At 69.0% G+C, this 23,652-nt stretch carries 22 protein-coding genes; 10 read left to right on the top strand and 12 right to left on the bottom strand.

The genetic code is table 11. The features are described from left to right. Positions 1-6: 6 nt before the first annotated feature. The 7 genes from ahbB (ACS5NL_RS03050) to ACS5NL_RS03020 form a co-directional block, all read right to left on the bottom strand. Positions 7-489: a siroheme decarboxylase subunit beta gene (gene ahbB, locus ACS5NL_RS03050; protein WP_439352116.1), complete on the bottom strand. Its 483-nt coding sequence runs from the start codon at positions 487-489 to the stop codon at positions 7-9. Beyond that, positions 476-976, bottom strand: a complete 501-nt coding sequence (locus ACS5NL_RS03045; protein WP_439352115.1) for an Lrp/AsnC family transcriptional regulator — start codon at positions 974-976, stop codon at positions 476-478. The genes ahbB (ACS5NL_RS03050) and ACS5NL_RS03045 overlap by 14 nt, the downstream gene beginning before the upstream one ends. Continuing rightward, positions 960-1,997: a siroheme decarboxylase subunit beta gene (gene ahbB, locus ACS5NL_RS03040; protein ID WP_439352114.1), complete on the bottom strand. Its 1,038-nt coding sequence runs from the start codon at positions 1,995-1,997 to the stop codon at positions 960-962. The genes ACS5NL_RS03045 and ahbB (ACS5NL_RS03040) overlap by 17 nt, the downstream gene beginning before the upstream one ends. A gap of 38 nt (positions 1,998-2,035) precedes the next feature. After that, a complete protein-coding gene (locus tag ACS5NL_RS03035) occupies positions 2,036-3,229 on the bottom strand; it encodes a cytochrome D1 domain-containing protein (protein ID WP_439352113.1) in 1,194 nt (397 codons plus the stop codon). Next, a complete protein-coding gene (locus ACS5NL_RS03030; protein ID WP_439352112.1) occupies positions 3,226-3,567 on the bottom strand; it encodes a c-type cytochrome in 342 nt (113 codons plus the stop codon). Before ACS5NL_RS03030 ends, ACS5NL_RS03035 begins: the two co-directional genes overlap by 4 nt. 101 nt (positions 3,568-3,668) lie before the next feature. Next, positions 3,669-3,983 carry a c-type cytochrome gene (locus tag ACS5NL_RS03025; protein ID WP_439352111.1) on the bottom strand — a complete coding sequence of 105 codons (315 nt, stop codon included), beginning with the start codon at positions 3,981-3,983 and terminating at the stop codon, positions 3,669-3,671. Between the two features lie 157 nt (positions 3,984-4,140). Continuing rightward, positions 4,141-5,868, bottom strand: a complete 1,728-nt coding sequence (locus ACS5NL_RS03020) for a cytochrome D1 domain-containing protein (RefSeq protein ID WP_439352110.1) — start codon at positions 5,866-5,868, stop codon at positions 4,141-4,143. Between the two features lie 238 nt (positions 5,869-6,106). Between ACS5NL_RS03020 and cobA the strand changes: the two genes are divergently transcribed. Beyond that, on the top strand, positions 6,107-6,952 hold the full coding sequence (gene cobA / locus ACS5NL_RS03015; RefSeq protein ID WP_439352109.1) for a uroporphyrinogen-III C-methyltransferase: 846 nt from the start codon (positions 6,107-6,109) through the stop codon (positions 6,950-6,952). 81 nt (positions 6,953-7,033) lie between these two features. Next, positions 7,034-7,729 carry a substrate-binding domain-containing protein gene (locus ACS5NL_RS03010; RefSeq protein WP_439352108.1) on the top strand — a complete coding sequence of 232 codons (696 nt, stop codon included), beginning with the start codon at positions 7,034-7,036 and terminating at the stop codon, positions 7,727-7,729. A 107-nt stretch (positions 7,730-7,836) separates the two neighbouring features. On the opposite strand, the gene ACS5NL_RS03005 is transcribed toward ACS5NL_RS03010, so the two are convergent. Continuing rightward, entirely contained in the window at positions 7,837-9,279 is a 1,443-nt protein-coding gene (locus ACS5NL_RS03005) for a hypothetical protein (protein WP_439352107.1), read from the bottom strand. A 187-nt stretch (positions 9,280-9,466) separates the two neighbouring features. On the opposite strand from ACS5NL_RS03005, the gene ACS5NL_RS03000 reads away from it, so the two are divergent. The 6 genes from ACS5NL_RS03000 to ACS5NL_RS02975 all read left to right on the top strand — a co-directional run bounded on the left by ACS5NL_RS03000 (position 9,467) and on the right by ACS5NL_RS02975 (position 16,055). Next, on the top strand, positions 9,467-10,723 hold the full coding sequence (locus tag ACS5NL_RS03000; protein WP_439352106.1) for a nitrate- and nitrite sensing domain-containing protein: 1,257 nt from the start codon (positions 9,467-9,469) through the stop codon (positions 10,721-10,723). 344 nt (positions 10,724-11,067) lie between these two features. After that, positions 11,068-12,351, top strand: coding sequence for an ABC transporter substrate-binding protein (locus ACS5NL_RS02995; protein ID WP_439352105.1), 1,284 nt, complete (start codon positions 11,068-11,070; stop codon positions 12,349-12,351). A gap of 23 nt (positions 12,352-12,374) precedes the next feature. Then, positions 12,375-13,295 carry a nitrate ABC transporter permease gene (ntrB, locus tag ACS5NL_RS02990; protein WP_439352104.1) on the top strand — a complete coding sequence of 307 codons (921 nt, stop codon included), beginning with the start codon at positions 12,375-12,377 and terminating at the stop codon, positions 13,293-13,295. After that, complete coding sequence (locus ACS5NL_RS02985; protein WP_439352103.1) at positions 13,292-14,107, top strand: ABC transporter ATP-binding protein; 816 nt, start codon at positions 13,292-13,294, stop codon at positions 14,105-14,107. The genes ntrB and ACS5NL_RS02985 overlap by 4 nt, the downstream gene beginning before the upstream one ends. A 207-nt stretch (positions 14,108-14,314) precedes the next feature. After that, the gene (locus tag ACS5NL_RS02980) at positions 14,315-15,529 is read left to right on the top strand and encodes an MFS transporter (protein ID WP_439352102.1); all 1,215 of its coding nucleotides are present in this window, start codon (positions 14,315-14,317) and stop codon (positions 15,527-15,529) included. Between the two features lie 145 nt (positions 15,530-15,674). Then, entirely contained in the window at positions 15,675-16,055 is a 381-nt protein-coding gene (locus tag ACS5NL_RS02975) for a VOC family protein (RefSeq protein WP_439352101.1), read from the top strand. An 81-nt stretch (positions 16,056-16,136) separates the two neighbouring features. On the opposite strand, the gene ACS5NL_RS02970 is transcribed toward ACS5NL_RS02975, so the two are convergent. After that, positions 16,137-17,069: a 3-hydroxyacyl-CoA dehydrogenase NAD-binding domain-containing protein gene (locus tag ACS5NL_RS02970; RefSeq protein ID WP_439352100.1), complete on the bottom strand. Its 933-nt coding sequence runs from the start codon at positions 17,067-17,069 to the stop codon at positions 16,137-16,139. Positions 17,070-17,093: 24 nt separating this feature from the next. Continuing rightward, positions 17,094-18,092, bottom strand: a complete 999-nt coding sequence (locus ACS5NL_RS02965; RefSeq protein WP_439352099.1) for a LysR family transcriptional regulator — start codon at positions 18,090-18,092, stop codon at positions 17,094-17,096. Positions 18,093-18,265: 173 nt separating this feature from the next. Between ACS5NL_RS02965 and ACS5NL_RS02960 the strand changes: the two genes are divergently transcribed. Together ACS5NL_RS02960 and ACS5NL_RS02955 are read left to right on the top strand one after the other, a co-directional pair. Further along, positions 18,266-19,240 (top strand): tripartite tricarboxylate transporter substrate binding protein, encoded by a 975-nt coding sequence (locus ACS5NL_RS02960; RefSeq protein ID WP_439352098.1) that lies wholly within the window; start codon positions 18,266-18,268, stop codon positions 19,238-19,240. A 35-nt stretch (positions 19,241-19,275) separates the two neighbouring features. After that, a complete protein-coding gene (locus ACS5NL_RS02955; protein WP_439352097.1) occupies positions 19,276-20,511 on the top strand; it encodes a glycosyltransferase in 1,236 nt (411 codons plus the stop codon). Here the strand turns inward: ACS5NL_RS02955 and ACS5NL_RS02950 are convergent. Together ACS5NL_RS02950 and ACS5NL_RS02945 are read right to left on the bottom strand one after the other, a co-directional pair. Continuing rightward, positions 20,456-22,228, bottom strand: a complete 1,773-nt coding sequence (locus tag ACS5NL_RS02950; protein ID WP_439352096.1) for a bifunctional protein-serine/threonine kinase/phosphatase — start codon at positions 22,226-22,228, stop codon at positions 20,456-20,458. The genes ACS5NL_RS02955 and ACS5NL_RS02950 overlap by 56 nt on opposite strands. A 53-nt stretch (positions 22,229-22,281) precedes the next feature. Further along, a complete protein-coding gene (locus ACS5NL_RS02945) occupies positions 22,282-23,589 on the bottom strand; it encodes a type IV pili methyl-accepting chemotaxis transducer N-terminal domain-containing protein (protein ID WP_439352095.1) in 1,308 nt (435 codons plus the stop codon). Between the last annotated feature and the right edge of the window lie 63 nt (positions 23,590-23,652).

The raw sequence follows: 23,652 nt of genomic DNA, 5'->3' as shown, positions 1-23,652 counted from the left end.
GGTGTGTCAGCTTTCGGAGATGCGCAGACCGGTCTTCTTGAGGATCGCGGTCGAATAAAGGATGTCGTGGGCGCGGCAGGCGTCGCCGAGCAGGGCCGCCACCTGCTGCGCCTGGGCCTCGACCTCCTCGCGCGAGCGGCCATGCAGCATGGCAAACAGGTTGTAGGGCCAGACCGGCAGGCGGCGCGGGCGGCGGTAGCAATGGCTCACGAAGGGCAGCTTCCCGATCTGTTCGCCAAGTTGATCGACCCGGTCGTCGGCCACGTCCCAGACGCTCATGCCGTTGGCGGTGAAGCCCAGGCGGTAGTGGTTGGGCACGGCACCGATGCGGCGCACCAGGCCCTCTTCGAGCATGGCCTGCAGGCGTTCGCGCACCTGTTCGCCGCTGATGCCCAGCGCGGCGCCGACGGCTTCGTAGGGCCGCTGCACCAGCGGCAGGCCCGACTGGGTGGCGTGGATGATGCGGCGGTCCATGTCATCCAGCGGCATGGTGGGCTCCAGGCAAGAGGGGCAGGCGCAGCTCGACGAAGAACTCGCGCTCCTTGGGAAAGGCAAACACGGGCAGGCCGGTCATTTCTTCGATGTCGTCGATCACGCGCTCGATCTGCCCGGCGTCTTCGACCGCGATCACGAACCACATGTTCAGCGTGGTCGCGCCGGGCTGGTCGGGATGGGCGGACTCGCGGCGGTAGTTGTGCGCGATCTCGTTGAGCGCGCCCACCTGGGCCGCCACCGTGTCGAAGCGGTGCTCGGGCACGGCCATCGCGGCCAGCACGAAGCGGCCACCGGCGCGCTCGATCTGGAACAGCGGGCCGAAGCGCGTGAGGTCGCCGTGCGCGAGCAGGCGCTGCAGCCGGTCGATCAGCATGTCTTCGCTGCAGCCCAGGCTGGCCGCCACCTCGGCAAAGGGTCGGTCGCTCAGCGGAAAGCCGCCGTGCAGACGGTCGATCAGGCGCAGGTCATCGGGCGATGGCATGTTCGGACTCCTGCATGGGGGTCACGGCGGGGCTGTGCCCGGTCGCCGTGGCCCAGCCGCGGAACCGGCGGGCGCCGGTCTGCTTGAAGCGGCGGGTGGAAAACAGCACCTCGCGCGGCACCGCCGACAGACCGGCTGCCTGCGTCACCCGTTCGATCACGGCGAGCACAGCGTCGCGGTGCGTGCCGTGCACCATGGCGTAGAGGTTGAAAGGCCAACCCTCGGCGCGCGAGCGGCGGTAGGCCAGGGTCACGCCGGCCTGCTCGGCCAGCCATTGCCCGCAGGCGTCGACACGGTCGTCGGGCACGTTGAACACCGTCATGGCGTTGGCGTCGAAGCCCAGTTCGTGGTGCCGCACCACGACGCCGAAGCGCTTGAGGCGGCCTTCGGCGAGCCACTCGGCAATGCGGCCGGTGACCGAGGTTTCGCTCTGGCCCAGTTCGCGGGCCAGAGCGCCGTAGGGCTGCGCCACCAGCGGAAGACCTTCTTCGACCCGCTGCGCCAGCGGCAGCTCGTCGGCCAACAGCGGCCGCTCGCTGGTCAGGGGTGTGCTGCGGCGCATCGGGCGCCGCGCAGTGTCGCCGCCCAGGTCAAAACCCAGGTCGATGCGGTAGGCCTTTTCAAGCCGCAGGCGCAACGCGGACAGGCCGGTGGCCGTTTCCAGCGCGCTCACGCCGGCCTCGACCGCATCGCGGTCGGCACCGGTCATCACGAACCAGAGGTTGTGGTGGTGCTCGCGCAGGTAGTTGTGGTTCACGCCCGGGTGGGCCGAGACCTGCTCGGCCACGGTGTCGATGCGGTGCGCTGGCACGGCCATCGCCACCAGCACGGCGTCGCCACCGGCACCGTGCGCGAACACGCCGCCGATGCGGCTGAGGCGGCCGTCGTCGCGGGCTTCGCGCAAGGCGCGCAACACGGCTTCCTCGGTCAGACCGGTGTCGCGGGCCAGCGCGGCAAAGGGCGACGGGCAGAGCGGAAAGCCGTGCTGCCAGTCGTTGAGCAGCCGCAAACAAGCGTCCATGGGGGCATCCATCGGGGCGTCCATCGGGCGGTCCATCGTCAGAACCCCAGACGCGCCGCGCGCGACGTGAAGAAGATGCCGCTGGGCGCGGGCACCTGGAGCCGGGCCAGGCTGCGGAAGCTGGTGGTGTCGACCACGCTCACGCGGTCGTCGTCGCGGCTGCTGATCCACACGGCATCGCCGCGCGGGGTGAATTCCATGTGCAGCACGGCCTTGCCCGGCTCGATGGTCTGCACGATCTGGTGGCGCTGGGTGTCGATGACCTGCACGCGGTGGTAGTCGGGCACGGCGAAGTTGACCCAGACCTGGCGGCCGTCGGGCCGCGCCATCACGAACACCGGCTGGCCGGCGACCGGGATGCGGCCCACTTCCTGCCAGGTGTCGGTGTCGACCACCAGCACCTCGTGGCGGCCGATGGCGGGCAGGTAGGCGCGGCGCCCCGCCACGGCCCAGCCGCGCAGGTGCGGCATCTTGTAGACCGGCAGCGGCTCCTGGCCTTTGCCGTAGCCGCCGAGGATGCGGCGCACGGCCGGCTGGTCGGCCCAGAGATCGACCATGGCCAGGCCGTCTTCGCCGAACAGGCCGGCGATGTAGTGGCGGCCATCGGGTGTGACCAGCGCGTCGTAGGGCTGGCGGCCGATACCGTCGAATTTGTGTGTGACAGGCTTTGAGAGATTCGAACAGTCGGTGACCCAGATCGCGTCGGCGTCGAACAGGCTGTAGGCGAAACGGCGGCCCGGCAGATCGACCAGGCCGACCACGCGGGACAGCTTGCCCGGCGCGTACTCGGCCGGGATGTCGGCCACCAGTTCGAGCGTGCGCGCGTCGAACACCTTGACGCCGCCGGGCGTGTAGTTCTGTGCCGCGACCAGCGTGCCGTCGGCGCTGATGGCGCCGCCGATCGAGTTGCCGGCCTGCATCACGCGGCGGGTGATGCGCTGGGTCAGCAGGTCGACCATGGTCAGGCCACCGTCGCGCCCGAACACGTAGGCATAGCGCCCGTCGCGGGAGAACACGACCGAAGCGTGCGAGAGGTCGCCCAGGCCCGGTACCTCGCCGATCAGGGCGCGGGTCGAGGTGTCGATGAGATACAGCGTGCCATTGGCGCGGCCGATGACCACGCCCAGGTCGCCGGTGCCGCGCAGCACGGGCACGGCGCAGCCGGTAAGACCGCCAAGCGCGGCGACCGAAGGGAGGGTGGCCGCAGCGGTGAGCCAGGTACGGCGCTTCATGGTGCTTTCACCATTTCTTCAGGAAAGCCCTGCTGCAGGCGTTGCGCGATCCAGCGGGCTTCGGGCTCGCTGAGCATCGCCTTCCAGGGCGGCATGGGGGTGCCCGGCCGGCCGTGAAAGATCACGGCGGTCAGCCTGTCGAGAGGGAATTCGGCCAGGGCCTCGCGGGTGAGCGCGGGGCCGAGGCCGCCGGTCAGGCGCATGCCGTGGCACGAGCCGCAGTCCTGCCGCACCATGCGCACCAGCGCACGCTCGCGGGCAGCGTCGGGTGCGGCAGGGGTCTGCGCCAGGGCCAGCAAAGGCCCGAGCAGCAGAGGCAGGACAAGGGCGGTGCGCAAGCAACAAGAGCCCCCACGCTTGCCACTGCGTGTGCTTCGCTGCCCCCCGGAGGGGGCGCGAGCTTGCTTGGGACGGCCCTGCGCTGCGCTCATGCCTCACCTCAGGACTTCAAGATCGCCGCAATGACTTCCTTGAGCTCGGCATCACCGATCTTGTCCGGACCGTTGGGCGACATGGGCACCGAGCCATACACTCCCGAGCCGCCCTTGCGCACCTTGTCGAACAGCTGGGCCGAGGCATCCTGGCCCTTGTACTTGGCCGCGATGTCCTTGAACGCCGGACCGACCACCTTCTTGTCCTTGGCATGGCAGGCCATGCAGCCGGCCTTGTTCAGCACCGCATCCGCATCCGCGAACGCCGCGCCGGAAGACAGCGCAAAAGCAGCAAGTGCCACAGCGGAAAAAACAGCTTTCATGAAATTCTCCAAAAGGGAATGCAACAACAACGAAGTGCCTCCAACCCAGAGGCCCCGTCGAACCGGCTTCGCCGGGCCACAGGGGCCGTCCCCCCCCCTCGAAGCGCCGCAGGCGCGCCACGGAGGGGGGAAGCCGCTTCAGCGGCGCAGGGGGGAGTTAGTAAACGTCGTGCTGGGTGTTGTTCACGTTGAAGTGACCCGTCGGGGTGATCAGGCGCGGGTCCTTGATCACGGCCTTGAGCTTGAGCGTCTTGTCGTCCACGACGACGATGGCGCTCTGCTTGTTCTTGGCGCTCCACACCGAGAACCAGACCTCGTCACCGGCCTTGTTGAACTCGGGCTGCACCACGCGCTTGGCACCGTCGTCCTTGAGGTCGGCCCACTCGGCGATCGGCAACACGGTGTAGCCCTTGTCCAGGTGCTTGATGTCGTACACAGCCACTGATTGAGAGAGCTTGGGATCGGGGTTCAGCGGCGTGTCCGAGTACAGGTGCGTGGACTTCGGGTGGCTCTTGATGAAGAGCGCGCCACCGCCCTGGCCCTTGAGGGTCTGCACGACCTTCCAGGCTTCCTTCGGATGGCCCTTGGGATCGGTACCGATCAGGGAAATCGTCTCGTCGCCCAAGTGGCCGGTGGACCACACGGGACCGAACTGCGGGTGCACGAAGTTGGCGCCACGGCCCGGGTGCGGGATCTTGCCCACGTCGATCAGCTTGGCCAGCTTGCCTTCCTTAAGGTCCACCGCAGCGATCTTGTTGCTGTTGTTGGCGGCCACCATGAAGTAGCGGTGCGAAGAATCCAGACCGCCGTCGTGCAGGAAGCGCGCGGTGCCGATCTCGGTGATCTTCAGCGCGTCGATGTTCGAGTAGTCGACCAGCAGGGTCTTGCCGGTTTCCTTCACGTTCACCACGAACTCGGGCTTGAAGTGGTTGGCCACGATCGAGGCCACGCGCGGCTCGGGGTGGTATTCCTGCTTGTCCACGGTCACGCCGCGGGTGGCGACGATCTTCAGCGGCTCCAGCGTGTCGCCGTTCATGATCACGAACTGGGGCGGCCAGTAGGTGCCGGCGATCGCGTACTTGTCTTCAAAGCCCTTGAACTTGCTGGTTTCCACCGAGCGGGCTTCCAGACCGGTGCGGATCTCGGCCACGTTGTCGGGCTTTTCCATCCACAGGTCGATCATGTTGACCTTGGCGTCGCGGCCGATCACGAACAGGTAGCGGCCCGAGGCCGAGGTGCGCGAGATGTGCACCGCGTAGCCGGTCTTGACGATGTTGATGATCTGCTTGGTGTCGCCGTCGATCAGCGCCACTTCGCCGGTGTCGCGCAGCGTGGTCGAGAAGATGTTGGCGATGTTGTAGTTGTTCATCTTCTTCGTCGGACGCTTCTCCGGCGGAACGATGACCTTCCACGTCTTCTTCATGTCGTCCAGGCTGTACTCCGGCGGCGTGGGCGCGTCGTGCTGGATGTAGCGGGCCATCAGGTCCACTTCCTTCTCGTTGAGCTCACCGCTGGTCTGCCAGTTGGGCATGCCGGCCGGCGAGCCGTAGGCGATGAACACCTTGAGGTAGTCCGTGCCCTTGCCCACGGTGATGTCCGGGGTCAGCGGCTTGCCGGTGGCGCCCTTGCGCAGCACGCCGTGGCAGCCGGCGCAGCGCTCGAAATAGATCTTGCGGGCGGTGTCGAACTCGGCCTGGGTCATCGGCGGCGCCTTGGGATTGGTCGCCTGGTACATCGGCTCGGTGGCCAGGGGCGATCCGCCGGCCTGGTAGTTGGCCTCGGCCGGGCTGACCTTCTTGTCGGCCGCCGTCTGCGCAAAAGCGCCGGCGCCAACCAGGGCCGCCATCGCCAGCATCGTCAGGCGAATCGTGGTGCGGGATTTCATGGTGTTCTCTCTCCGTCGTGGATCAGCGTTTGAAGTGGCCGTCCCTGGGAGGACCGGTGGCCCGTCCGCCCGGCGGCTGTCCATGGCCGGTGCGCACGGGAACCATGGTCGGCGCGCCCGCGCGGCTTGTCCTTGAACTGGTTCAAGGACGGCCGTTCGTGGCTTCCCAACAATGGGCACCAACACCACAGGCGGCCAGGGACCACTGCCAGGCCGCCACCCCACGACGGAGCGATTCATGAACCTGGTCAACCTGCTCACCCCCGTTCGGCCGGCCACCGGCGACAGCGCCCCGGTCTCCCCCGGCACCGTGACCCTGGTCGGCGCCGGCCCGGGCGATTCCGAGCTGCTGACTGTCAAGGCGGTGAAGGCGCTGCAGGCGGCCCGGCTGGTGCTCTACGACCACCTGGTCAGCCCGGCGGTGCTGGAGTACCTGAGCCCGGACGCCGAGCGCATCTACGTCGGCAAGGAATCCTCGCGCCACACCCTGCCGCAGGAATCGATCATCGAACTCATGGTGCAGCTGGCCCGCAGCGGCCGCCCGCTGCTGCGGCTCAAGGGCGGCGACGGCTACATCTTCGGCCGCGGCGGCGAAGAGGCACAGGCGCTGGCCGCGCAGGGCATTCCGTTCACCGTGGTGCCAGGCCTGACGGCCGCCCAGGGCGCGGCCGCCTCGGTCGGCATTCCGCTGACCCACCGCGACCACGCCTGCTCGCTGGTGCTGGCCACCGGCCACCTGCGCGACGGCCAGGGCCTGGACATGGACTGGGCCATGCTCGCCCGCCCGCGCCAGACCGTGGTGCTCTACATGGGCGTGAACAACCTGCCCGAGATCTGCCGCCAGCTGCTGGCCCACGGCCTGTCGCCGCAGACGCCGGCCGCGCTGGTCGAGAAAGCCACCCTGCCCGGCGAACGCTGCATCACCGGCACCGTGGCCGAGCTGCCGGCGCTGGCGCTGCGCCACCAGGTGCGGCCCCCGGCGCTGATCATGATCGGCGGCGTGGTGTCGGTGCGCGCGCAGCTGGTGCCGGCCCTCCCCGCGGTCGTGGCCGAAGCGCCCGCGGCCTTCCATGCCGCGGCCTGATATCAGAAAGATGCCCCACCCCGGGGGCAGACGGCGCCCGGTTTGCTACGCTGGCAGGCTCCCCCCAAGCCCGTCCACGCCATGCCGACCACCACCCTGACCCTGATCTCTTCGATGGCCACCAAGGCCCTGCTGGCCGACCTGGTGGCCGGGTACACGCGACAGCACCCGGAGGTCGCGGTGACCGTGACCTCGGTCGGCGGCGTCGACGCCGCCAAGCGCGTGCAGGCCGGCGAAGCCTTCGACATCGTGGCGCTGGCCTCGGACGCGATCGGGAAGCTGGCCGCCAGCGGCCATGTGCAGGAAGCCACCCGGGTCGACATGGTGCGCTCTGCCGTCGCCGTCGCCATTCCGGCCGGCGCACCGCGCCCCGACATCTCGACCGAAGCCGCCCTCCAGGCGGCCGTGCTGGCCGCGCCGACCCTGGGCTATTCGACCGGACCCAGCGGCGTGCAACTGGCGAAGCTCTTCGAGCGCTGGGGCATTGCCGAACAGATCGCCCCGCGCATCGTCACCCCGCCGCCGGGCGTGTCGGTCGGTTCGCTGGTCGCCAAGGGCGAGGTTGCGCTGGGTTTCCAGCAGCTGAGCGAGATGATGGGCGTGGCGGGCATTGAGGTGATCGGCGGCCTGCCCGAGGCGGTGCAGATCGTCACCACCTTCTCGGCCGCGCGCGCCGCAGTCAGTGCGCAGCCCGAGGCCGTGCAGGACTTCCTGGCGTTCCTTGCCAGCCCCGACACCGCCGACCTCAAGCGCCACCACGGCATGGAAGGTGTCTGAGCCCCCACGCTCCGCCGCTGCGCGGGTCGCTGCCCCCCCGAGGGGGCTGATCCGGCTTGGGGCGGCCCGGCGCCGGCTCTCTGTGCCCCCACGCCCCGCCGCTGCGCTCAGGGCGTCGCGGCGACCCGCTGCTTGATGGCCCAGTAGGCCAGGCCCATGGCCGTGTCGGCCGCCGCGCTGCCCACCGACTCGGGCACCTTGGGGTACGCGCCGCCGTAGTTGACGATCACCACCGCGTCTTCTGGCTTCCAGAGGCCCTCGGCCGCGATCGCGTTGTAGGTTTCCTGGAACGCGGTGAGCCAGCCCGAGGACATGCTGTTGTTGCTGGTGAACCAGATGAAGGGCCGGCCGCGCACGTGGGTCTCGCGGATCGCGCGGCGGAACATGTCGCCGAACGGGCCTCCGGCACACAGGTTCACCGGACACTCGACAAAGGTGCCCTTGCTGCTGCGGAATGCCAGGATCGCGCTGGGGTTCGCGTAGAGGTACTTGCTGTTGCCAGCATCAAAGTTGTATGGCTGCCAGCCGGTGTAGACACCCCGGTAGCGCTGGGTCACCGGCGCGGTGGGGTCGGTGTAGATGGCGGTCGCATCGGCCAGGTTGCGCCCGTTCCAGTTGCCGGGGTTGTCGGTGTAGAAAGCGATGCCCTCCGGTTGCAGCAGGATGTCCGAATACAGGCGCTGGACGTTGGTGAACGCCTCCAGCGGCCACCAGGCGCTGCCGGGTGAGGGCACTGGGAACTCGGTGATCAGGTTGCGGGTGGTGAGCTTGCGGATCAGGGCGCCACTCTCCGCATCGGTGATCCCGGCGTTGTTGCCCCAGATGCCGTGGGCGTTCTGCCGCACATAGCTCCACTGCGCGTCGTAGCCGGCGTTGGTGGCCAGGTCGTTGTTGCCGGTCAGCGGAATGAACACCCGCGGACGGTTGGGGCCAGCCACCACGCAGGGCGGCGTGCCGCAGGCGGCCGTCATCACGTAGTAGCCAATTCCCTCGTAGGTGTAGATCGCCGACAGATGGGTCTCCACGGACTGCTTTTCCTCCAGGCTGGCGGTGTAGAAGTGCACGCCCTTGCCCTTGAGGTAGAAGCGGTAGAGCGGGGTGAAGCCGGCCGCCGGCGTGGTGCTGGCGTAATAGGCCACGCCCTCGTAGTGGAACTGCGGCAGGTCTGTCTCGATGCGGGCTTTTTCGACGTCGCTGATCGTGTAGAAGTGCACACCGGTCTGGGTGTTGAAGAACCGGTACACCGGGCTCATGCCGGTGGAGGAACGGCTGGCGGCGTAGAACGCCGTGCCTTCGGGCTCCAAAAAAGCGGCCGTGGCGTAGACGTTCTCGCGCTCTTCCACGGAGGCGGTGTAGAAGTGCACGCCCGCACCGGTGTTGTAGAAGCGGAAGACCCCGACCCGGTCCGCGTCGGCCACCTTGGGCGTGGCCGTGACCGTCTGCAGCGACTTCGTCTGGGCGTCGCCGGTCTGTTGCTCGCCACCGCCACAACCGGCCAGCCAGACCGCCAACACCACCACCCAGGCGCAACGCCGTGCCAACCCACCCATGTTCAAGCCTCCGGACGCCAAGTCCAAATCGTTTGCAAAACACCGATTGGACCCGATCCGCGCGAGCGGGTGACTCACCAATGGTGTCAGGCCTGACAGGCGGCTGGCTGCACCCGACCGGCCGCACGAGCTGCGCACGATGGCACGGATATTGCCATCCTGTTTCCATGCTCTTCACCCCGCTCCGATGAAATCGGCCCTCAGCTTCCTCATTGCCGCCAAACGTGGCGAAATCGCCGGGCTGGAACAGCTCGCGCTGACCAGCGCCCTGGTCAACGCCACCGGTCGCCTGATCCACGCGCTGCAGCGCGAGCGTGGCCTGTCCAACCTCTACCTGGCCTCGCAGGGCCAGCGCTGGGCCGAAGAACGCCAGGCGCAGACCACACACTGCGATGCGCTGCAGGCCGAGGTGCGGGCCGCTTTCGATGTGCTGGACACCGAATCCGCCCAAGCCGGTCACGGCACCCGCCTGTTCGGGCGCATCGCCTATGTGCTGCAGGGCCTGGACGCCCTGCCGTTGCTGCGCCAGCGGGTGCAGACCCGCCAGGGGAACGCCGCCCGCGCCACCGATGGCTACATCCGCCTGATCAACGGCCTGCTGGCGGTGGTGTTCGAGGCGGCCGACAGCGCCTCCGACCCCGGCATCTCGCGCCGCCTGGTCGCCCTGTTCAACTTCATGCAGGGCAAGGAATTCGCCGGGCAGGAACGCGCCACCGGCTCGGCGCTGTTCGCCGCCGGCATGGCCGTGGCCGACGGGCAACAGCGCCTGCTGCACCTGATCGACTCACAGGAGCGCTGCCTGCAGGTGTTCGCCGACTTCGCCAGCGAGCCACTGCGCGAGGCCTGGCAGGCGGTGCAGCGGCACGACACGCTGGCCTCGCTGGAGCGCCTGCGCCGCATCCTGGCGACGGCGCCGCCGGGCGGCCCGCTGGACACCGCCTTGAGCCAGGTCTGGTTCGACGCCTGCACCGCGCACATGGACGCCATGAAGACGGTCGAGGACGCGCTGGCCGCCGAGCTGGAGGCCCTGTGCCGCGAACGCCTCAAGGCCGCCGGCAGCGAACTGCAGAGCCTGCGGCAATGGCAGGAAACCGGTCCAGCGCTGCCGGGCAGCAACGACTTCTTCGACGACAGCCAGGCCGCGCCCGCGCCGCCCGTGCAGGCCTACGGACCGCAGGTCGACCGCTCGATCCTGGAGCTGGTGCACGAGCAGGGTCAGCGGCTGCAGCAGATGGGCGACGAGCTGGACACGGTGCGCGCCAGCCTGAACGAGCGCAAGCTGGTCGAGCGCGCCAAGGGCCTGCTGATGGCGCACCGCCACCTCAGCGAACACGAGGCCCACGCGACGCTGCGCCAGATGGCGATGAACCAGAACCGGCGCCTGGTGGACGTGGCGCAGGCGGTGCTGGCGATGGCCGAGATCCTGCCGCCCTGGACGCGCTGACCGCCCTGGTGCGGCGCACAAATAACGTGCTTCCTCTGCGGCGCGCACCAGATTGACGCCCTGCAACAGGGCGCCACAACGGGTCCTCCCGGCGCGGACAGCGCTTTCAAATCAAGCACTTACGCGCACACAGGCCAGGACACAGGTACAAACCCTTGGCCTGGCACGGTCCCTGCATTGTTTGACACAACGGGACGTGCCAAAGGCGGCACAGCATCCCGGCAGTCTTCCGAGACACACAGGACAACGGCGTCCATTTCGAGCCCCCAAGACAGGGGCAAGGAATGGGCGCCGTTTTGTTTTCCAGCTTCGTTTCTTTCGTTTTTTCTTCACAGGAGTTGAGCATGAACGACCACAGCGCCATCGCCCCCGAGACCGCCGCAACGCCGGCCGCGGACAATGCCTCGCGCCGCGACTTCCTCAAGAAAGGCACGGCCATCGGTGCCGCGACCTTCTTCTCGACCCTGGGCCACAGCGGCGTCTGGGCGGCCGGTTCCGACGCGCCGGAGAAGACCGAAGTCAAGATTGGCTTCATCCCGCTGACCGACTGCGCCAGCGTGGTGATGGCCAATGTGCTGGGCTTCGACAAGAAGTACGGCGTGACCATCGTGCCCACCAAGGAAGCGAGCTGGGCCGGTGTGCGCGACAAGCTGGTCAGCGGCGAACTGGACATGGCCCACGTGCTGTACGGCCTGATCTACGGCGTGCACATGGGCACGGCCGGCCCCAAGAAGGACATGGCCGTGCTGATGAACATCAACAACAACGGGCAGGCGATCAGTCTGTCCAAGGCGCTGGCCGACAAGGGTGCGGTCGACGGCCCCTCGCTGGCCAAGGTGATGGCCGCCAACCCACGCGAGTACACCTTCGCCGGCACCTTCCCCACCGGCACCCACGCCATGTGGATGCACTACTGGCTGGCCGCCGCCGGCATCAACCCGCTCTCGGGCGCCAAGCTGATCACCGTGCCGCCGCCGCAGATGGTGGCCAACATGCGCGTGGGCAACATGGACGGCTTCTGCGTCGGCGAGCCCTGGAACCACCGCGCCATCATGGACGGCATCGGCATCACCGCCAACACCACGCAGGATCTCTGGAAAGACCATCCGGAAAAGGTGCTGGGCACCTCGGCCGAGTTCATGAAGAAGTACCCCAACACCACGCGCGCCGTGATGATGGCCGTGCTCGAAGCCAGCCGCTGGATCGACGCCGGCCTGCAGAACAAGCTGAAGATGGCCGAGACGGTGGCGCAGAAGGCCTACATCAACACCGGCGTGGACGCCATCAACCAGCGCATCCTGGGCCGCTACCAGAACGGTCTGGGCAAGACCTGGGACGACCCCAACCACATGAAGTTCTTCAACGACGGCAAGGTCAACTTCCCGTACCTGAGCGACGGCATGTGGTTCGTCACGCAGCACAAGCGCTGGGGCCTGATCAAGAGCCACCCCGACTACCTGGCCATCGCCAAGCAGGTCAACCAGGTCGACCTCTACAAGTCGGTCGCCAGCGCCATGGGCATCAGCGTCCCCAAGGACCCGATGCGCAGCAGCAAGCTCATGGATGGCGTGGTGTGGGACGGCAAGGACCCCGCCAAGTACGCCGACGGCTTTGCCATCAAAGCCTGACCCCCCCAACCCAGGAGAACACCATGGTTGCTGCTGTATTCCATTCCCCGCTGGAGGCGTCGGCCGTGCCGGCCGCCAGCCCCACACCCGCTGCCAAGCCCATGAGCACCACCGTTCCGGCCGTCACCGGCAAGAGCCCTGCGCCGAAAAAACCGGCGCGCGACTGGCGCGGCTTCTGGATGGCGGTGCTGCCACCCATCCTCGGCCTGGCGCTGCTGGTGCTGATCTGGCAGGGCATCGCGTCGACGTCCAACAGCGGCATCCCCAAGCCCGCCGAAACCTGGGCGCAGGCGGTCAAGGTGTTCTCCGATCCGTTCTACAGCAACGGTCCGAACGACCAGGGCATCGGCTGGAACATCCTGTCCTCGCTCAAGCGGGTCGCGGTCGGCTTCGGCCTGGCCGCCCTGGTGGGCATTCCGGCGGGCTTTGCCATCGGCCGCTCGGTGTTTCTCTCGCGCATGTTCAACCCGCTGATCAGCCTGCTGCGTCCGGTCTCGCCGCTGGCCTGGCTGCCGATCGGCCTGCTGGTGTTCAAGGGCGCCAACCCGGCCGCCATCTGGACCATCTTCATCTGCTCGATCTGGCCCATGGTCATCAACACCGCGGTGGGCGTGCAGCGCGTGCCGCAGGACTACATGAACGTGGCCCGCGTGCTCAACCTCAGCGAGTGGAAGATCTTCACCAAGATCCTGTTCCCCGCCGTGCTGCCCTACCTGCTGACCGGCGTGCGCCTGGCGGTGGGCACGGCCTGGCTGGTGATCGTGGCGGCCGAGATGCTGACCGGCGGCGTGGGCATCGGCTTCTGGGTCTGGGACGAGTGGAACAACCTCAACGTCTCCTCCATCATCATCGCCATCTTCGTGATCGGCATCGTCGGCCTGCTGCTGGAGTTCGCGCTCATCAAGCTGGCTTCCCTGTTTACCTACGAAGAGGTGAAGGCATGAACACCGCCGCCATGAACACGAAGTACATCGACATCCAGAACGTCGAGCAGACCTTCAAGACCAAGAAGGGCAACTTCCCCGCGCTGCGCGAGATCAACCTGACTGTGGCCAAGGGCGAGTTCGTGGCCCTGATCGGCCACTCGGGCTGCGGCAAATCCACGCTGCTCAACCTGATCGCCGGTCTGACCACGCCCACCGAAGGCGTGCTGCTGTGCGCCGACAAGGAGATCAATGGCCCCGGCCCCGAGCGCGCCGTGGTGTTCCAGAACCACTCGCTGCTGCCCTGGCTGACCTGCTTCGAGAACATCTACCTCGCGGTCGAGCGCGTGTTTGGTGCGACCGACACCAAGGCGCAGCTGAAGACACGCACCGAGGACGCGCTGGCCCTGGTCGGCCTCACGGCCGCCGCGCAGAAGCGCCCCGGCGAGATCTCCGGCGGCATGAAGCAACGCGTGGGCATCGCCCGCGCCCTCTCGATGGAACCCAAGGTGCTGCTCATGGACGAACCTTTTGGTGCGCTCGACGCCCTGACCCGCGCCAAGCTGCAGGACGAGCTGCTGGACATCGTGGCCCGCACGCACAGCACGGTGGTCATGGTCACGCACGATGTGGACGAGGCCGTGCTGCTCTCCGACAAGATCGTGATGATGACCAATGGGCCTGCCGCCACCATCGGCGAGGTGCTCGCCGTCGAGCTGCCGCGCCCGCGCCACCGCGTGGCCCTGGCCGACGACCCGCAGTACCAGCACTACCGCAAGGCCGTGATCGACTTCCTCTACACGCGCCAGGCGCACGTGGAAAAAGCAGCCTGATCCCCACACCCCAAGCTGGTGCATTCGGCCCGGTTTTCACGGGCACGAAGCTTGCGAGAAACGGGGCGAAGGCTGACGAAGGCCTTCCCCCTCTGCGCCACACCGCCTCCGCGGTGACCGGGCGCCTCCGCGACCGCAGCGCCTTTCCAGGCGGCCTGCGGCCGTGGTGCATCCTCCCCACGACCCACCCCACTGCAGACCACGACCATGGCCGGATTTCGCTCGTTCCTCCAAAGTGGCCACACGCCCACGCTGTTCGCCGCCTTCTTCTACCTGATGTTCTCCTTTGTCATCTGGGTGATGAATGGCGCCATGGCCCCGTTCATCAGCGAGGAGTTCCATCTCACCGCCGCGCAGAAGGGCCTGCTGCTGTCCATCCCGATCGTGGCCGGCGCCATCATGCGGTTCCCGCTCGGCCTGCTGGCGCAGTACGTGGGCCGCAAGACCGCTACCCTGGTCGAGCTGAGCCTGATCTGCTTCACCATGGCGTTCGGCTACTTCTTCGTGCACAGCTACGACGACATGCTCAAGATGGCCCTGCTGCTGGGCGTGGCCGGCGCCAGCTTCGGCGTCGCCATGTCGCTGGGCTCGGGCTGGTACCCGCCCAAGTACAAGGGCCTGGCCATGGGCCTGGTCGGTGCGGGCAACGTCGGCACCGCCGTCGCGGCCCTGACCGCGCCCCCGTTGGCGCAGGCCTTCGGCTGGCAGACCGTCTACGGCTTCGCCGCCCTCGCCTCGTTCGTGCCCATGCTGGTGGTGGCCTTCATGGCCAAGGAGCCGCCCGACCGCGACGAGCACGCCAAGATGAAAGACCACCTGGCCTGCCTGATGGAAAAAGACGGCTGGGTCTTCAGCCTGATCTATGTCGTCACCTTTGGTGGCTTCATCGGCATCACCACCTTCCTGCCGACCTACTACTACGACCAGTTCGGCGTGAGCAAGGTGCAGGCCGGCCAGCTCACCATGCTCGCCGCCTTCATGGGCGCCGCGGTGCGCGTGTTCGGCGGCTGGATCTCCGACCACTGGGGCGGCGTGAACACGCTGACCGTGGTGCTGGTCGTCGTCGCGGTCGCGCTGGTCGGCGTGGGCCTGTCGGCGCACTCCATCGTGCTGACCACCCTGCTGCTGATCGTGTGTTTCGCTGCGCTGGGCGCCGGCAACGGCGCGCTGTTCCAGCTGGTGCCGCTGCGCTGGCCCACCTCCACCGCCGTGGCCGGCTCCATGATCGGCGAGATCGGCGCCCTGGGCGGCGGCCTGGTGCCCATGCTCATGGGCCAGGCCAAGCAGCGCACCGACAGCTTCCTGATCGGCTTTGTCGTGCTGGCCGTGTTCTCGGTGCTGATGCTGGGCGTGATGCGCACGATGCAGGTGCGCTGGACGCGGACCTGGGCGGAAAAGGGTGGGCGGGCGCGCACCGCGTGACGTCGCCGGTTCGCAGGTCGCTCAAAGGAAAGGGGTTGTGCTCTGGAAAGACTGGACTGCCAGGCGTAAGCTGCTTGTCCGGCCGAACCGACGGGGTGCTTGCCAATGGGGCACGGCTTGGCCGAACCAAGCGAAAGGACTGTCTATGTTGTCCGACTCGACGGTGACGACCATGCTCCCGGTCAAGGACATGGCCCGTGCTCGTGCCTTCTATGAGGGCTGCCTGGGTTTGAAGCCCGGTGGCCTGAAGCCAGACGGCAAATTTGTCTACATGGTTGCTGGCAGTACGTTGGCGCTGTTTCCGAAGCCTGAAGGCACCAAAGCGGATCACACCGCCATCAGTTTCCGGGTGCCGGACATCGCCGTCAGCATCGAGAAGCTGAAACACGCGGGCGTTGTGTTTGAGGACTACGACTTCCCGGGTTTGAAGACGGTGAACCACGTCTGCGTGCTCGGCGCAGAGAAAGCGGCCTGGTTCAAAGACACCGAGGGCAACTACCTGTGCATTCACGAGGACATCGCCTAGCGCAGAGGATGGAGCTGCCCAGCGTTTGACATGGACGGCATCGCCAGGCGTCCGAGGCCGGTCCGGGTCGCGAGCAAGCCATCAGTCCGGCGCCACCGACAACACGGCCAACGCGGCCCGCAAACGCGCCTCGTAGCGCTGCTTGAACGCGACCACTTCCTCCGGCGTCCACTCCGCCAACCCCGCGCCGCTCTTCATGCCCGTGCGCCCCTGCTGGACCAGCTCGGCCACGCAGGCCGGCGGGGTGCCGATGTTGGACAGGCTGGGGTAGACCGACGCGCCGGAGGCGACGTGCGTGTCCCAGCCGGACATTTCTTTCTGCGCCATGGGGCCGAGCGCGGCGAAGCGGAAACCGAAGCCGAAGCGCACCGCGTCGTCGATGTCCTGCGGGGTCACGATGCCCTGGTCCACCAGCGACAGGGCTTCGCGCATCAGCGCGTGCTGCAGGCGCGTGATGAGCAGGCCGGGGATGTACTGCCGGATCAGCGTGGTCTTCTTGCCCGTGGACTGGAGGAGGCGGCACACGCCTTCGGCCAGCGGCAGGCGGGTGTTTGAACCCAGCGCGACTTCCACCATCGGCACCATGTGCGCGGGCATGGAGTAGTGCAGGTTGAGCATGCGGTCGGTGGTGCCCAGGCCCTCGGTCATCTCGTCGATGCCGTGGCCCGAGCTGTTGCTGCCGATGGGGATGTGCGGCGGCACGCGGCGGTCGAGTTCGGCGAACAGGGCGCGCTTGGCGGCGAGGTCTTCGCTGATGGTTTCGATGACCAGCGCCACGCCGCCCCAGTCATTCCATTCATTCAGGTCGGCGGCGCCGAGCGGGCCTGGCGGGGCCACCGGCTGCAGCGTGGCGGCCAGCGCTTCGATCGCGGGCAGCTTCGCCTGCAGGGCCGGCAGGTCGCGGCCGAGCAGCACGACCGGGTGGCCCACCGCGCTGAAGATGGCGGCGATGCCGGCGCCCATGTTCCCGGAACCGATGACGACGATGGTGGAAGCGGTGTGCGATGAGGTCATGGCGTCATGGTTGAAAGAAGGGGATCAGGCGCCGCGCGTCGACGCGCGTCCGACGCCTTTGCCGTACCAGTCCGGGCGTTCGGTGGGGGTTCTCGGGCCGACGGCCACCGTGCACTCCGCCTCCAGTCCCTGGAGCAGCCGCGCCAGGAATGCGACAAAGCCCTGCACATCCCGATCCCGCCGGGCATCGGGCCGCACCAGCGCATGGAATGGCGGGGAGTCCACGCTGTCCCAGTCCATCAGCACCGGTTCCAGCCGCCCTTCCCTGACCAGGTGCCAGACCGAAAGATCGGCGAAACGGCCAACACCCTGGCCATGCAGCACCGCCTGCAGCGCGTCGTCCCGGCTGCCGCAGGTCAACCAGCCGCGCACGGTCACGGTCTCGACCTGGTCACCCCGGTGATGCCGCCAGAGGTCCAGCACCGTGCCCTCCGGCGAACGGACCAGCACACAGGCATGGGCCTGCAACTCTGCGGGGTGGCGTGGCGGCGGGTGCTGGCGCCAGTAGGCCGGGCTGGCGCAGACGATCAGGCGGCTCTGGGCCAGCGGCACCTGGATGAAGTCCAGCGCCCCCGGCCAACCCAGCGCCACCAGCACGTCCATTCCGCGGGCCTCGGCGTCCGTCACCGTCAGGTGATTGACCGTCCGCAGTTCGATCTGGACATGGGCAAAGCGCTCACGGAAGGCCGGCAGCGCCGGAACCAGCACGGTCCGCGACAGCAGGGGCGGCACACCGACGACCAGGGTGCGCGCCCGCGCCGCCGTCTGGTCCGACACCAGCTTGTCGGCCTGCTCCAGTTGCGCCAGCAAGGGGGCACACATCTCCCGGTAGGCCTCGCCCCGGGCGGTGAGCCGCAGTCCGTGGGTGCTGCGATCGAGCAGCCGGGCGCCGAGTTCGCGTTCCAGGGCGCCGATCATCTTGGTGACCGCCGGCACACTGACCTCGAACCGGCGTGCGGTGGCCGAGAAGCTCCCCTCCTCGGCCGCCACCACGAAATAGTGCAAGGCACGCAGCTTGTCCATGTCCCGAAGACCCGAAGTCGAAGACTCCCGTTTTTACCGGAGGTTAAAGGCCATGTCATCCGGAATCGGCTTTCCACGGTCTGGCGGTTTGCCTAGAGTTCGGTCCATCGAACCGCCGGGGGCTGCCGTGACCACCGTCACCCCGAACCGGCGCTTCCCCGGAAGGAACCACCATGCTGCACCTGAGAAAACTCCTGATCGTCTTCGCCGCGCTGGTGCCGTTCGGCCCGGCGCTCGCGCAACCGGCCGCGGCAGATCCGGCGGCGGCCAGAGCCATCCGCATGGTCGTGCCGCTGCCGGCCGGAGGCCCGAGCGACTTCATCGCCCGCCTGACCGCCCAACACCTCACCGAGGCGCTCGGGCAGCCGGTGGTGGTCGAGAACAGGCCGGGCGCCAACGGCCTCATCGCCGCCCGCGAGGTGGCCACGGCCGGTGGCGACGGCCAGGTGCTGCTGTACGCCCCCGGCTCCATGATCGCCGCGCCGCTGCTGGCCAGGGACACGGGCTTCGACTGGGTGCGCGAACTGGCGCCGGTGGGCAAGATCGGCCGCGTGCCGTTCGGACTGGCGGTCCACCCGGGGGTGCCCGCGACCTCCATGGCCGAACTGGCCGCACTGGCCCGCCAGCAGCCCGGCGCCCTCAACGTCGCCACCAGCACGCCGAGCGAGGTCATGGCGGCCGCGCAGTTCATGAAGGCCGCCGGCGCCACCTTGACGCGCGTGCCGTACAAGGGTTCGCAGCAGGCCATGCCCGACCTGCTGGCGGGCCGGGTGCAGCTGATGTTCGGCCCGCTGTCCGCGCTGCAGCCGCACGCCAAGTCTGGCGCGCTGCGCCTGCTGGCGGTGATCGGCGCCGAGCGCAGCGCGGCACTGCCGGAGGTGCCCACCACGGCAGAGGCCGGCTTCACCGGCGTGGCCGTTCCGACATGGCAGGCGCTGTACGTGCCCGCGCGCGTCGACGGCGCCCGTCAGGCGAGACTGGCGCAGGCGGTTCAGGCGGTGGCCGCGCGGCCGGACGTGAAGGCGGAGCTGGGCCGGCGCCTGCTGGCCGCAGAGGCGGCGTCGCCGCAGGAGGTGGCGGCCACGATCAGGCGGGAGCTCGCCGACTGGGCGGTGCTGATCGACGAATACCGGCTCACCGCCGACTGAGGGCCCTGCGGCCCGGGCATGTGCGGTCGACGGCCATGAAGGTTCTGTTCTGCTCCACCGGCGGACTCGGGCACCTCCTGCCGATGCGTCCACTGGCCGCGGCGTTGCAGGCGCGGGGACACCGGCTGGCCTGGGTCACCGCACCCGACGCACTGCGGTGGCTGGACGGGCTGGACATGGCGCTGTTTCCGGCCGGCCCCGCGTTCGGGCCTGGCCGGCTGGCGTTCCGGCAGCGGCACGCGGACGCGCTGCAGGTCACCGGCGAGGCGCTCTCCGCCCAGGTCTTCCCGCGCCTGTTCGGCGCCACGCTGGCACCGGCCATGTTCGACGCACTCGGCGACGCGGTCGATCGCTGGCGGCCCGACCTGGTGGTGCTCGAACCGGCGGCGCTGGCCGCGCCCCTGGTCTGCGCGCAGCGGGGCCTTCCCTGGCTGACGCACGAATATGGCCTGCCGGTCCCACCGGCCTACCTGCAGGACGCCATGCGCTGGTTCGGCCCCTGGTGGCAACGCGCGGGACTGCCGGTCCCGGACGACGGCGGGCTGTACCGCCACCGGAGCATCCATGTCGCGCCGCCGGGCCTGTCGCCGGTCCCGCCCGCGCGGGCGGCGGCCAGCCTGGCCTTGAATCCCTGCGTGCTGCCGGCCGGGCACCGGTTTCGCGCTCCCCGTCCCGCCGGACAACCGGCCCGCGTCTACCTGACGTTCGGGACCGTCTTCCACCGCAGCCCTGCGTTGCTGCAGGCGGCCCGCGCGCTGGCGGACACCGGCGCGCAGGTGGTGGTCTCGGTCGGCCCGGATGGGCGCCCCGAGGAGGTTCCCGCGCACCCCAATGTCCAGGCGGCGACCTTCGTCGACCAGTCCGCGGTGCTCAAGGCCTGTGATCTCGTGGTGTCCCACGGCGGTGCGGGCACCGTCCTGGCCGCGGCCGCGCACGGTCTGCCGCAGCTCGTCCTGCCGCAGGGCGCCGACCACTTCCGCAACGCGCGTGCCCTGGCACAGGCCGCGGTCGCGCGGACGATCGCCCCGCCGGCGCAGACCACGGACCACATCCGCGAGGCCGCCGAGAACCTGCTGTCGGACCCTGCCTGGGCCGGCGCCGCGCGGCGCCTGGCCGAAGAGATGCGCGCCATGCCGCCTCCGGCCACCGTGGCCGAGGGACTGGAGCGGTGGTGCACCCACCGATCGCCCGCCGGGCCCGAAGCCCGGCCCGGCCTCAGCGCGGAAGAAACGCCAGCCAGTACACCAGCAGCACATTCAGCAGCACGCTGAAGCCCAGCAGCAGCTTCCACAACATGGTCGGGTCGCGCTGGATCAATGGCGTGGCCGGCGGTGCGGTCAGCGGGCGCGAGGCGCCGCGCTCCAGCGCGAGCAGCAGCTCTTCGGCGGTCTCGAAGCGCTGCTTCTGGTCGCGGCTGACGGCCTTGAGCACGATGTGGTCGAGCCAGATCGGCACCTCGGGGTGGTGGCGGCTGGGGGCGACCGGGTCGCGGTAGTAGCGGCCGGCCTGGTAGGGCAGCACCTCGCCGTAGGGCAGCTTGCCCGTCAGCAGCTGGTAGAGCGTGACGCCGAGGGCAAAGAGGTCGCTGCGCGCGTCGGCCGGTTCGGGCGGCGCGTCGGTGTCCACGCCGCCGCCGCGCAGGCGGAAGCCCCATTGCTCGGGGTTGATGAAGCTGGGCGTGCCGGCGTGCAGCGCGCGCGCCGACGCGGGTTCGCGCCCGCTGAGGGCCACGCCCAGGTCGAGCAGGCGCAGCACGCCGTCTTCGCCCTGGTGCAGGTTGGCGGGCTTGACGTCGCGGTGGATCACGCCCTGGCGGTGCAGGTGGCCCAGTGCCTTGGCGGCCTGCGTGGCCATGGCGATGGACTGCGCCACACCGGGGCGGTGCTGGCGATCCAGCATGTGCTGCAGCGATTCGCCGCCGTGCCAGTCGTAGAGCAGGTAGAAGGCGCTGGCGCCCTGCCCGGCCGGCCGCGTGGGCGGCGCGTCGTGCACCGCCACCAGGTGTTCGGCCGCGCGGCTGGTGGCCATGCGGCGCGCCAGCCAGGCCTCGTGCGCGAGCATGGCGCGCTCCTCGGCGTCGTGCGCGCGCTGCGGGTGCAGGGTCTTGAGCGCGTAGAGCTTCTGCGTGGCCGGGTCGCGCACCTGGTAGACGAGGTTGATGCCGTTGTCGGCCACCACGGCGGTGACGTGCAGGCCGTCGATCTGTTCGCCCAGCTTGAGTTTGGGGGGGATGGGCAGCTGCGCGGCCAGGCGGTTCTGGTCCTGCAGGGTGGCGCTGTCGAGCCCGCGCACGCGCACCACCAGCGCGGTCACGTTGTCCTGGCTGCCGCGCTGCAGGGCGGCGGCCACCAGCGCTTCGCCCAGGGCCTGGGCCGTGGCGCCGGGGCCGTGCTCGTCCAGCAGGGCCTTCAGCCGCGCCTCGGGCAGCACGTTGTGCACGCCGTCGCTCATCAGCAGGAACAGATCGCCCACCAGCAGGTCGCCCTGCGTGTAGTCGACCACCACGCGGTCTTCCACGCCGATGCAGCGCAGCAGCTGGTGGCTGAGGTCGGGGTGGGTCGCGACGTGGTCGTGCGTGAGCTGGGTGAACACACCGTCGCGCAGCAGGCAGGCGCGCGTGTCGCCCACGTGGGCCAGGGTGTAGCCCTGGCCGCGCAGCACCATGGCGGTGAGCGTGGTCAGGCCCATGGCCGGCTGGCGGCGGCGGTTGACGCCGGCCAGCCAGGTGTTCTGCGCGCCGATGATGCGGTCCATCGCGACCGTGGTGTCCCAGGTGTCGGGCGTGCCGTAGTAGTCGCGCACCAGGCTGGTCACCGTGGTCTGCGCCGCTTCCTTGCCCAGCCCGCCCGCGCTCACGCCGTCGGCGATGGCGACGATGGAGCCCATGTCGGCCTGCCCCGGCGGCGGCAGCATGGCGGCGCAGAAGTCTTCGTTGGGTTCCTTGCGGCCCGCCTGGCTGGCGTAACCGATGTCGATGTCAAAAGCCATGCACCACCTCTAGCAAGAACAGCGCCCGAAGTTGGTGCATTGCACAAATCCGGTCATCCCATCAGCACCTGCATGCTGCGCTCGTAGTGGGTGGACAGCTGCTCGAACAAATCCAGCAGCGCCTCGCTGGCGTTGGCCACCGTCTCCAGCCGCGCCAGCCGGTCGCGGCCCGCAGGGCGGCGGTCCTGCGGTGTCGCGGCCAGCATCTGCTGCCAGCCGGTGGCGGCCTGGTCCAGCGCGGCGCGGATGTCGGGCGTGGCCAGCGGCAGGCCGTTCAGGTAGGCCAGCGCGCGCTCGAAGTCGTGCTGCACGGCGGTCATGGCGGCGCTGCGGCTGGCGGCGCCTTCTTCCACCCCTTCCTCCACGCCCAGCAGGTCCATCAGCGCCATCTGGGCAAAACGCTGCGAGAGCATGCGCTGGCGGCCGGCCACGTTGAGCACCTGCAGCGAAGCCACCGGGCCGGCGCTCTGCAGGCTGGTGGTCAGGCGCTCGGCGTCCTGCAGCAGGCGGCCGGCCAGTGCGTCCACCTGCGGCACCTGCGCCGCCACGGGCTTGCCCTTGAGCGCGGGCTTGAGCGCCTGCCAGGTGGCGCCGGGCTGGGCCAGCAGGTCGCCGAAGCTGGGCTGCGACAGCCCCTTGGCCAGCCAGGCGAGGTTGGCGTCCACGCGCTGCACCGAGTCGTCGAGCAGGGCCTGCTGCTGGCGCGACTGCACGTCGGCCAGGCGCAGCAGGTAGAGCTTGACCAGGCGCTGGGAGAGCATGCGCAGCTGGCCCGCGCGGTTGACGGCCTCGGCGAAATGGGCCGAGTGGATGATCTGCTCGGACACCTGGCCCAGGCGCTGGTTGGTGTGCATGGACGCGGTGCGCAGGATCTGGAAGGCGTCGTCGTCGGTCAGCGCCCGCGCGCGCATGAGGATGCCCTTGGCGCGCTCGACCAGCTTGCGGTCTTCGAAGCGCTGCGAGACGTCGCGCAGCTGCGCCAGCAGGGCCTGCTCGTGGCCGAAGCGCGCCTGCGCCAGCTTCACCAGCGGGCGCAGCCGCTCGGCGCCGTAGCCGCCGACCACCCAGGCGTGCACGCCCGCGCCGATCGCGCGTTCGATGTGGGCCGCGTCGTTGTCCGCGGTGAACAGCAGCACCGGGCGCGGCGCGACCTCCGACAGGGTCTGCGTGGCCCTGAACAGGGCGTCGTCGGGGCGCGTGGCTTCGCCGACCACCAGATCTGGTGCGTGCTGCACGCTGGCCTGCACCAGTTTGCTGCAGTCGTCGACGGTGGCCAGCAGCTCGAAACCGGCGGCCGCCAGGTCGGCCGGCAAGGGCAGCAGGCCCCGGGAACCCTGGCGAAGAAACAGCACGGACGTCATATGAATCAAGGACTTGTGGTCATGCGGGGCGGTCGCGGCCGCGGCGTTGACGGCCGACGCCGG

Origin of the sequence: Hydrogenophaga sedimenti (genome assembly GCF_051857515.1) — a bacterium.
Classification (GTDB): domain Bacteria; phylum Pseudomonadota; class Gammaproteobacteria; order Burkholderiales; family Burkholderiaceae_C; genus Hydrogenophaga.
The sequence above is the reverse complement of the archived record's forward strand: the minus strand, read 5'-3'. Positions and strand labels throughout refer to the sequence as shown.

What these genes read in the sequence shown, in the direction of transcription:
- ahbB (WP_439352116.1), bottom strand. Translation starts at nt 489, where the DNA reads ATGCCGCTGGATGACATGGACCGCCGCATCATCCACGCCACCCAGTCG.
- ACS5NL_RS03045 (WP_439352115.1), bottom strand. Translation starts at nt 976, where the DNA reads ATGCCATCGCCCGATGACCTGCGCCTGATCGACCGTCTGCACGGCGGC.
- ahbB (WP_439352114.1), bottom strand. Translation starts at nt 1,997, where the DNA reads ATGGACGCTTGTTTGCGGCTGCTCAACGACTGGCAGCACGGCTTTCCG.
- ACS5NL_RS03035 (WP_439352113.1), bottom strand. Translation starts at nt 3,229, where the DNA reads ATGAAGCGCCGTACCTGGCTCACCGCTGCGGCCACCCTCCCTTCGGTC.
- ACS5NL_RS03025 (WP_439352111.1), bottom strand. Translation starts at nt 3,983, where the DNA reads ATGAAAGCTGTTTTTTCCGCTGTGGCACTTGCTGCTTTTGCGCTGTCT.
- ACS5NL_RS03020 (WP_439352110.1), bottom strand. Translation starts at nt 5,868, where the DNA reads ATGAAATCCCGCACCACGATTCGCCTGACGATGCTGGCGATGGCGGCC.
- cobA (WP_439352109.1), top strand. Translation starts at nt 6,107, where the DNA reads ATGAACCTGGTCAACCTGCTCACCCCCGTTCGGCCGGCCACCGGCGAC.
- ACS5NL_RS03010 (WP_439352108.1), top strand. Translation starts at nt 7,034, where the DNA reads ATGCCGACCACCACCCTGACCCTGATCTCTTCGATGGCCACCAAGGCC.
- ACS5NL_RS03005 (WP_439352107.1), bottom strand. Translation starts at nt 9,279, where the DNA reads ATGGGTGGGTTGGCACGGCGTTGCGCCTGGGTGGTGGTGTTGGCGGTC.
- ACS5NL_RS03000 (WP_439352106.1), top strand. Translation starts at nt 9,467, where the DNA reads ATGAAATCGGCCCTCAGCTTCCTCATTGCCGCCAAACGTGGCGAAATC.
- ACS5NL_RS02995 (WP_439352105.1), top strand. Translation starts at nt 11,068, where the DNA reads ATGAACGACCACAGCGCCATCGCCCCCGAGACCGCCGCAACGCCGGCC.
- ntrB (WP_439352104.1), top strand. Translation starts at nt 12,375, where the DNA reads ATGGTTGCTGCTGTATTCCATTCCCCGCTGGAGGCGTCGGCCGTGCCG.
- ACS5NL_RS02985 (WP_439352103.1), top strand. Translation starts at nt 13,292, where the DNA reads ATGAACACCGCCGCCATGAACACGAAGTACATCGACATCCAGAACGTC.
- ACS5NL_RS02980 (WP_439352102.1), top strand. Translation starts at nt 14,315, where the DNA reads ATGGCCGGATTTCGCTCGTTCCTCCAAAGTGGCCACACGCCCACGCTG.
- ACS5NL_RS02975 (WP_439352101.1), top strand. Translation starts at nt 15,675, where the DNA reads ATGTTGTCCGACTCGACGGTGACGACCATGCTCCCGGTCAAGGACATG.
- ACS5NL_RS02970 (WP_439352100.1), bottom strand. Translation starts at nt 17,069, where the DNA reads ATGACCTCATCGCACACCGCTTCCACCATCGTCGTCATCGGTTCCGGG.
- ACS5NL_RS02965 (WP_439352099.1), bottom strand. Translation starts at nt 18,092, where the DNA reads ATGGACAAGCTGCGTGCCTTGCACTATTTCGTGGTGGCGGCCGAGGAG.
- ACS5NL_RS02960 (WP_439352098.1), top strand. Translation starts at nt 18,266, where the DNA reads ATGCTGCACCTGAGAAAACTCCTGATCGTCTTCGCCGCGCTGGTGCCG.
- ACS5NL_RS02955 (WP_439352097.1), top strand. Translation starts at nt 19,276, where the DNA reads ATGAAGGTTCTGTTCTGCTCCACCGGCGGACTCGGGCACCTCCTGCCG.
- ACS5NL_RS02950 (WP_439352096.1), bottom strand. Translation starts at nt 22,228, where the DNA reads ATGGCTTTTGACATCGACATCGGTTACGCCAGCCAGGCGGGCCGCAAG.
- ACS5NL_RS02945 (WP_439352095.1), bottom strand. Translation starts at nt 23,589, where the DNA reads ATGACGTCCGTGCTGTTTCTTCGCCAGGGTTCCCGGGGCCTGCTGCCC.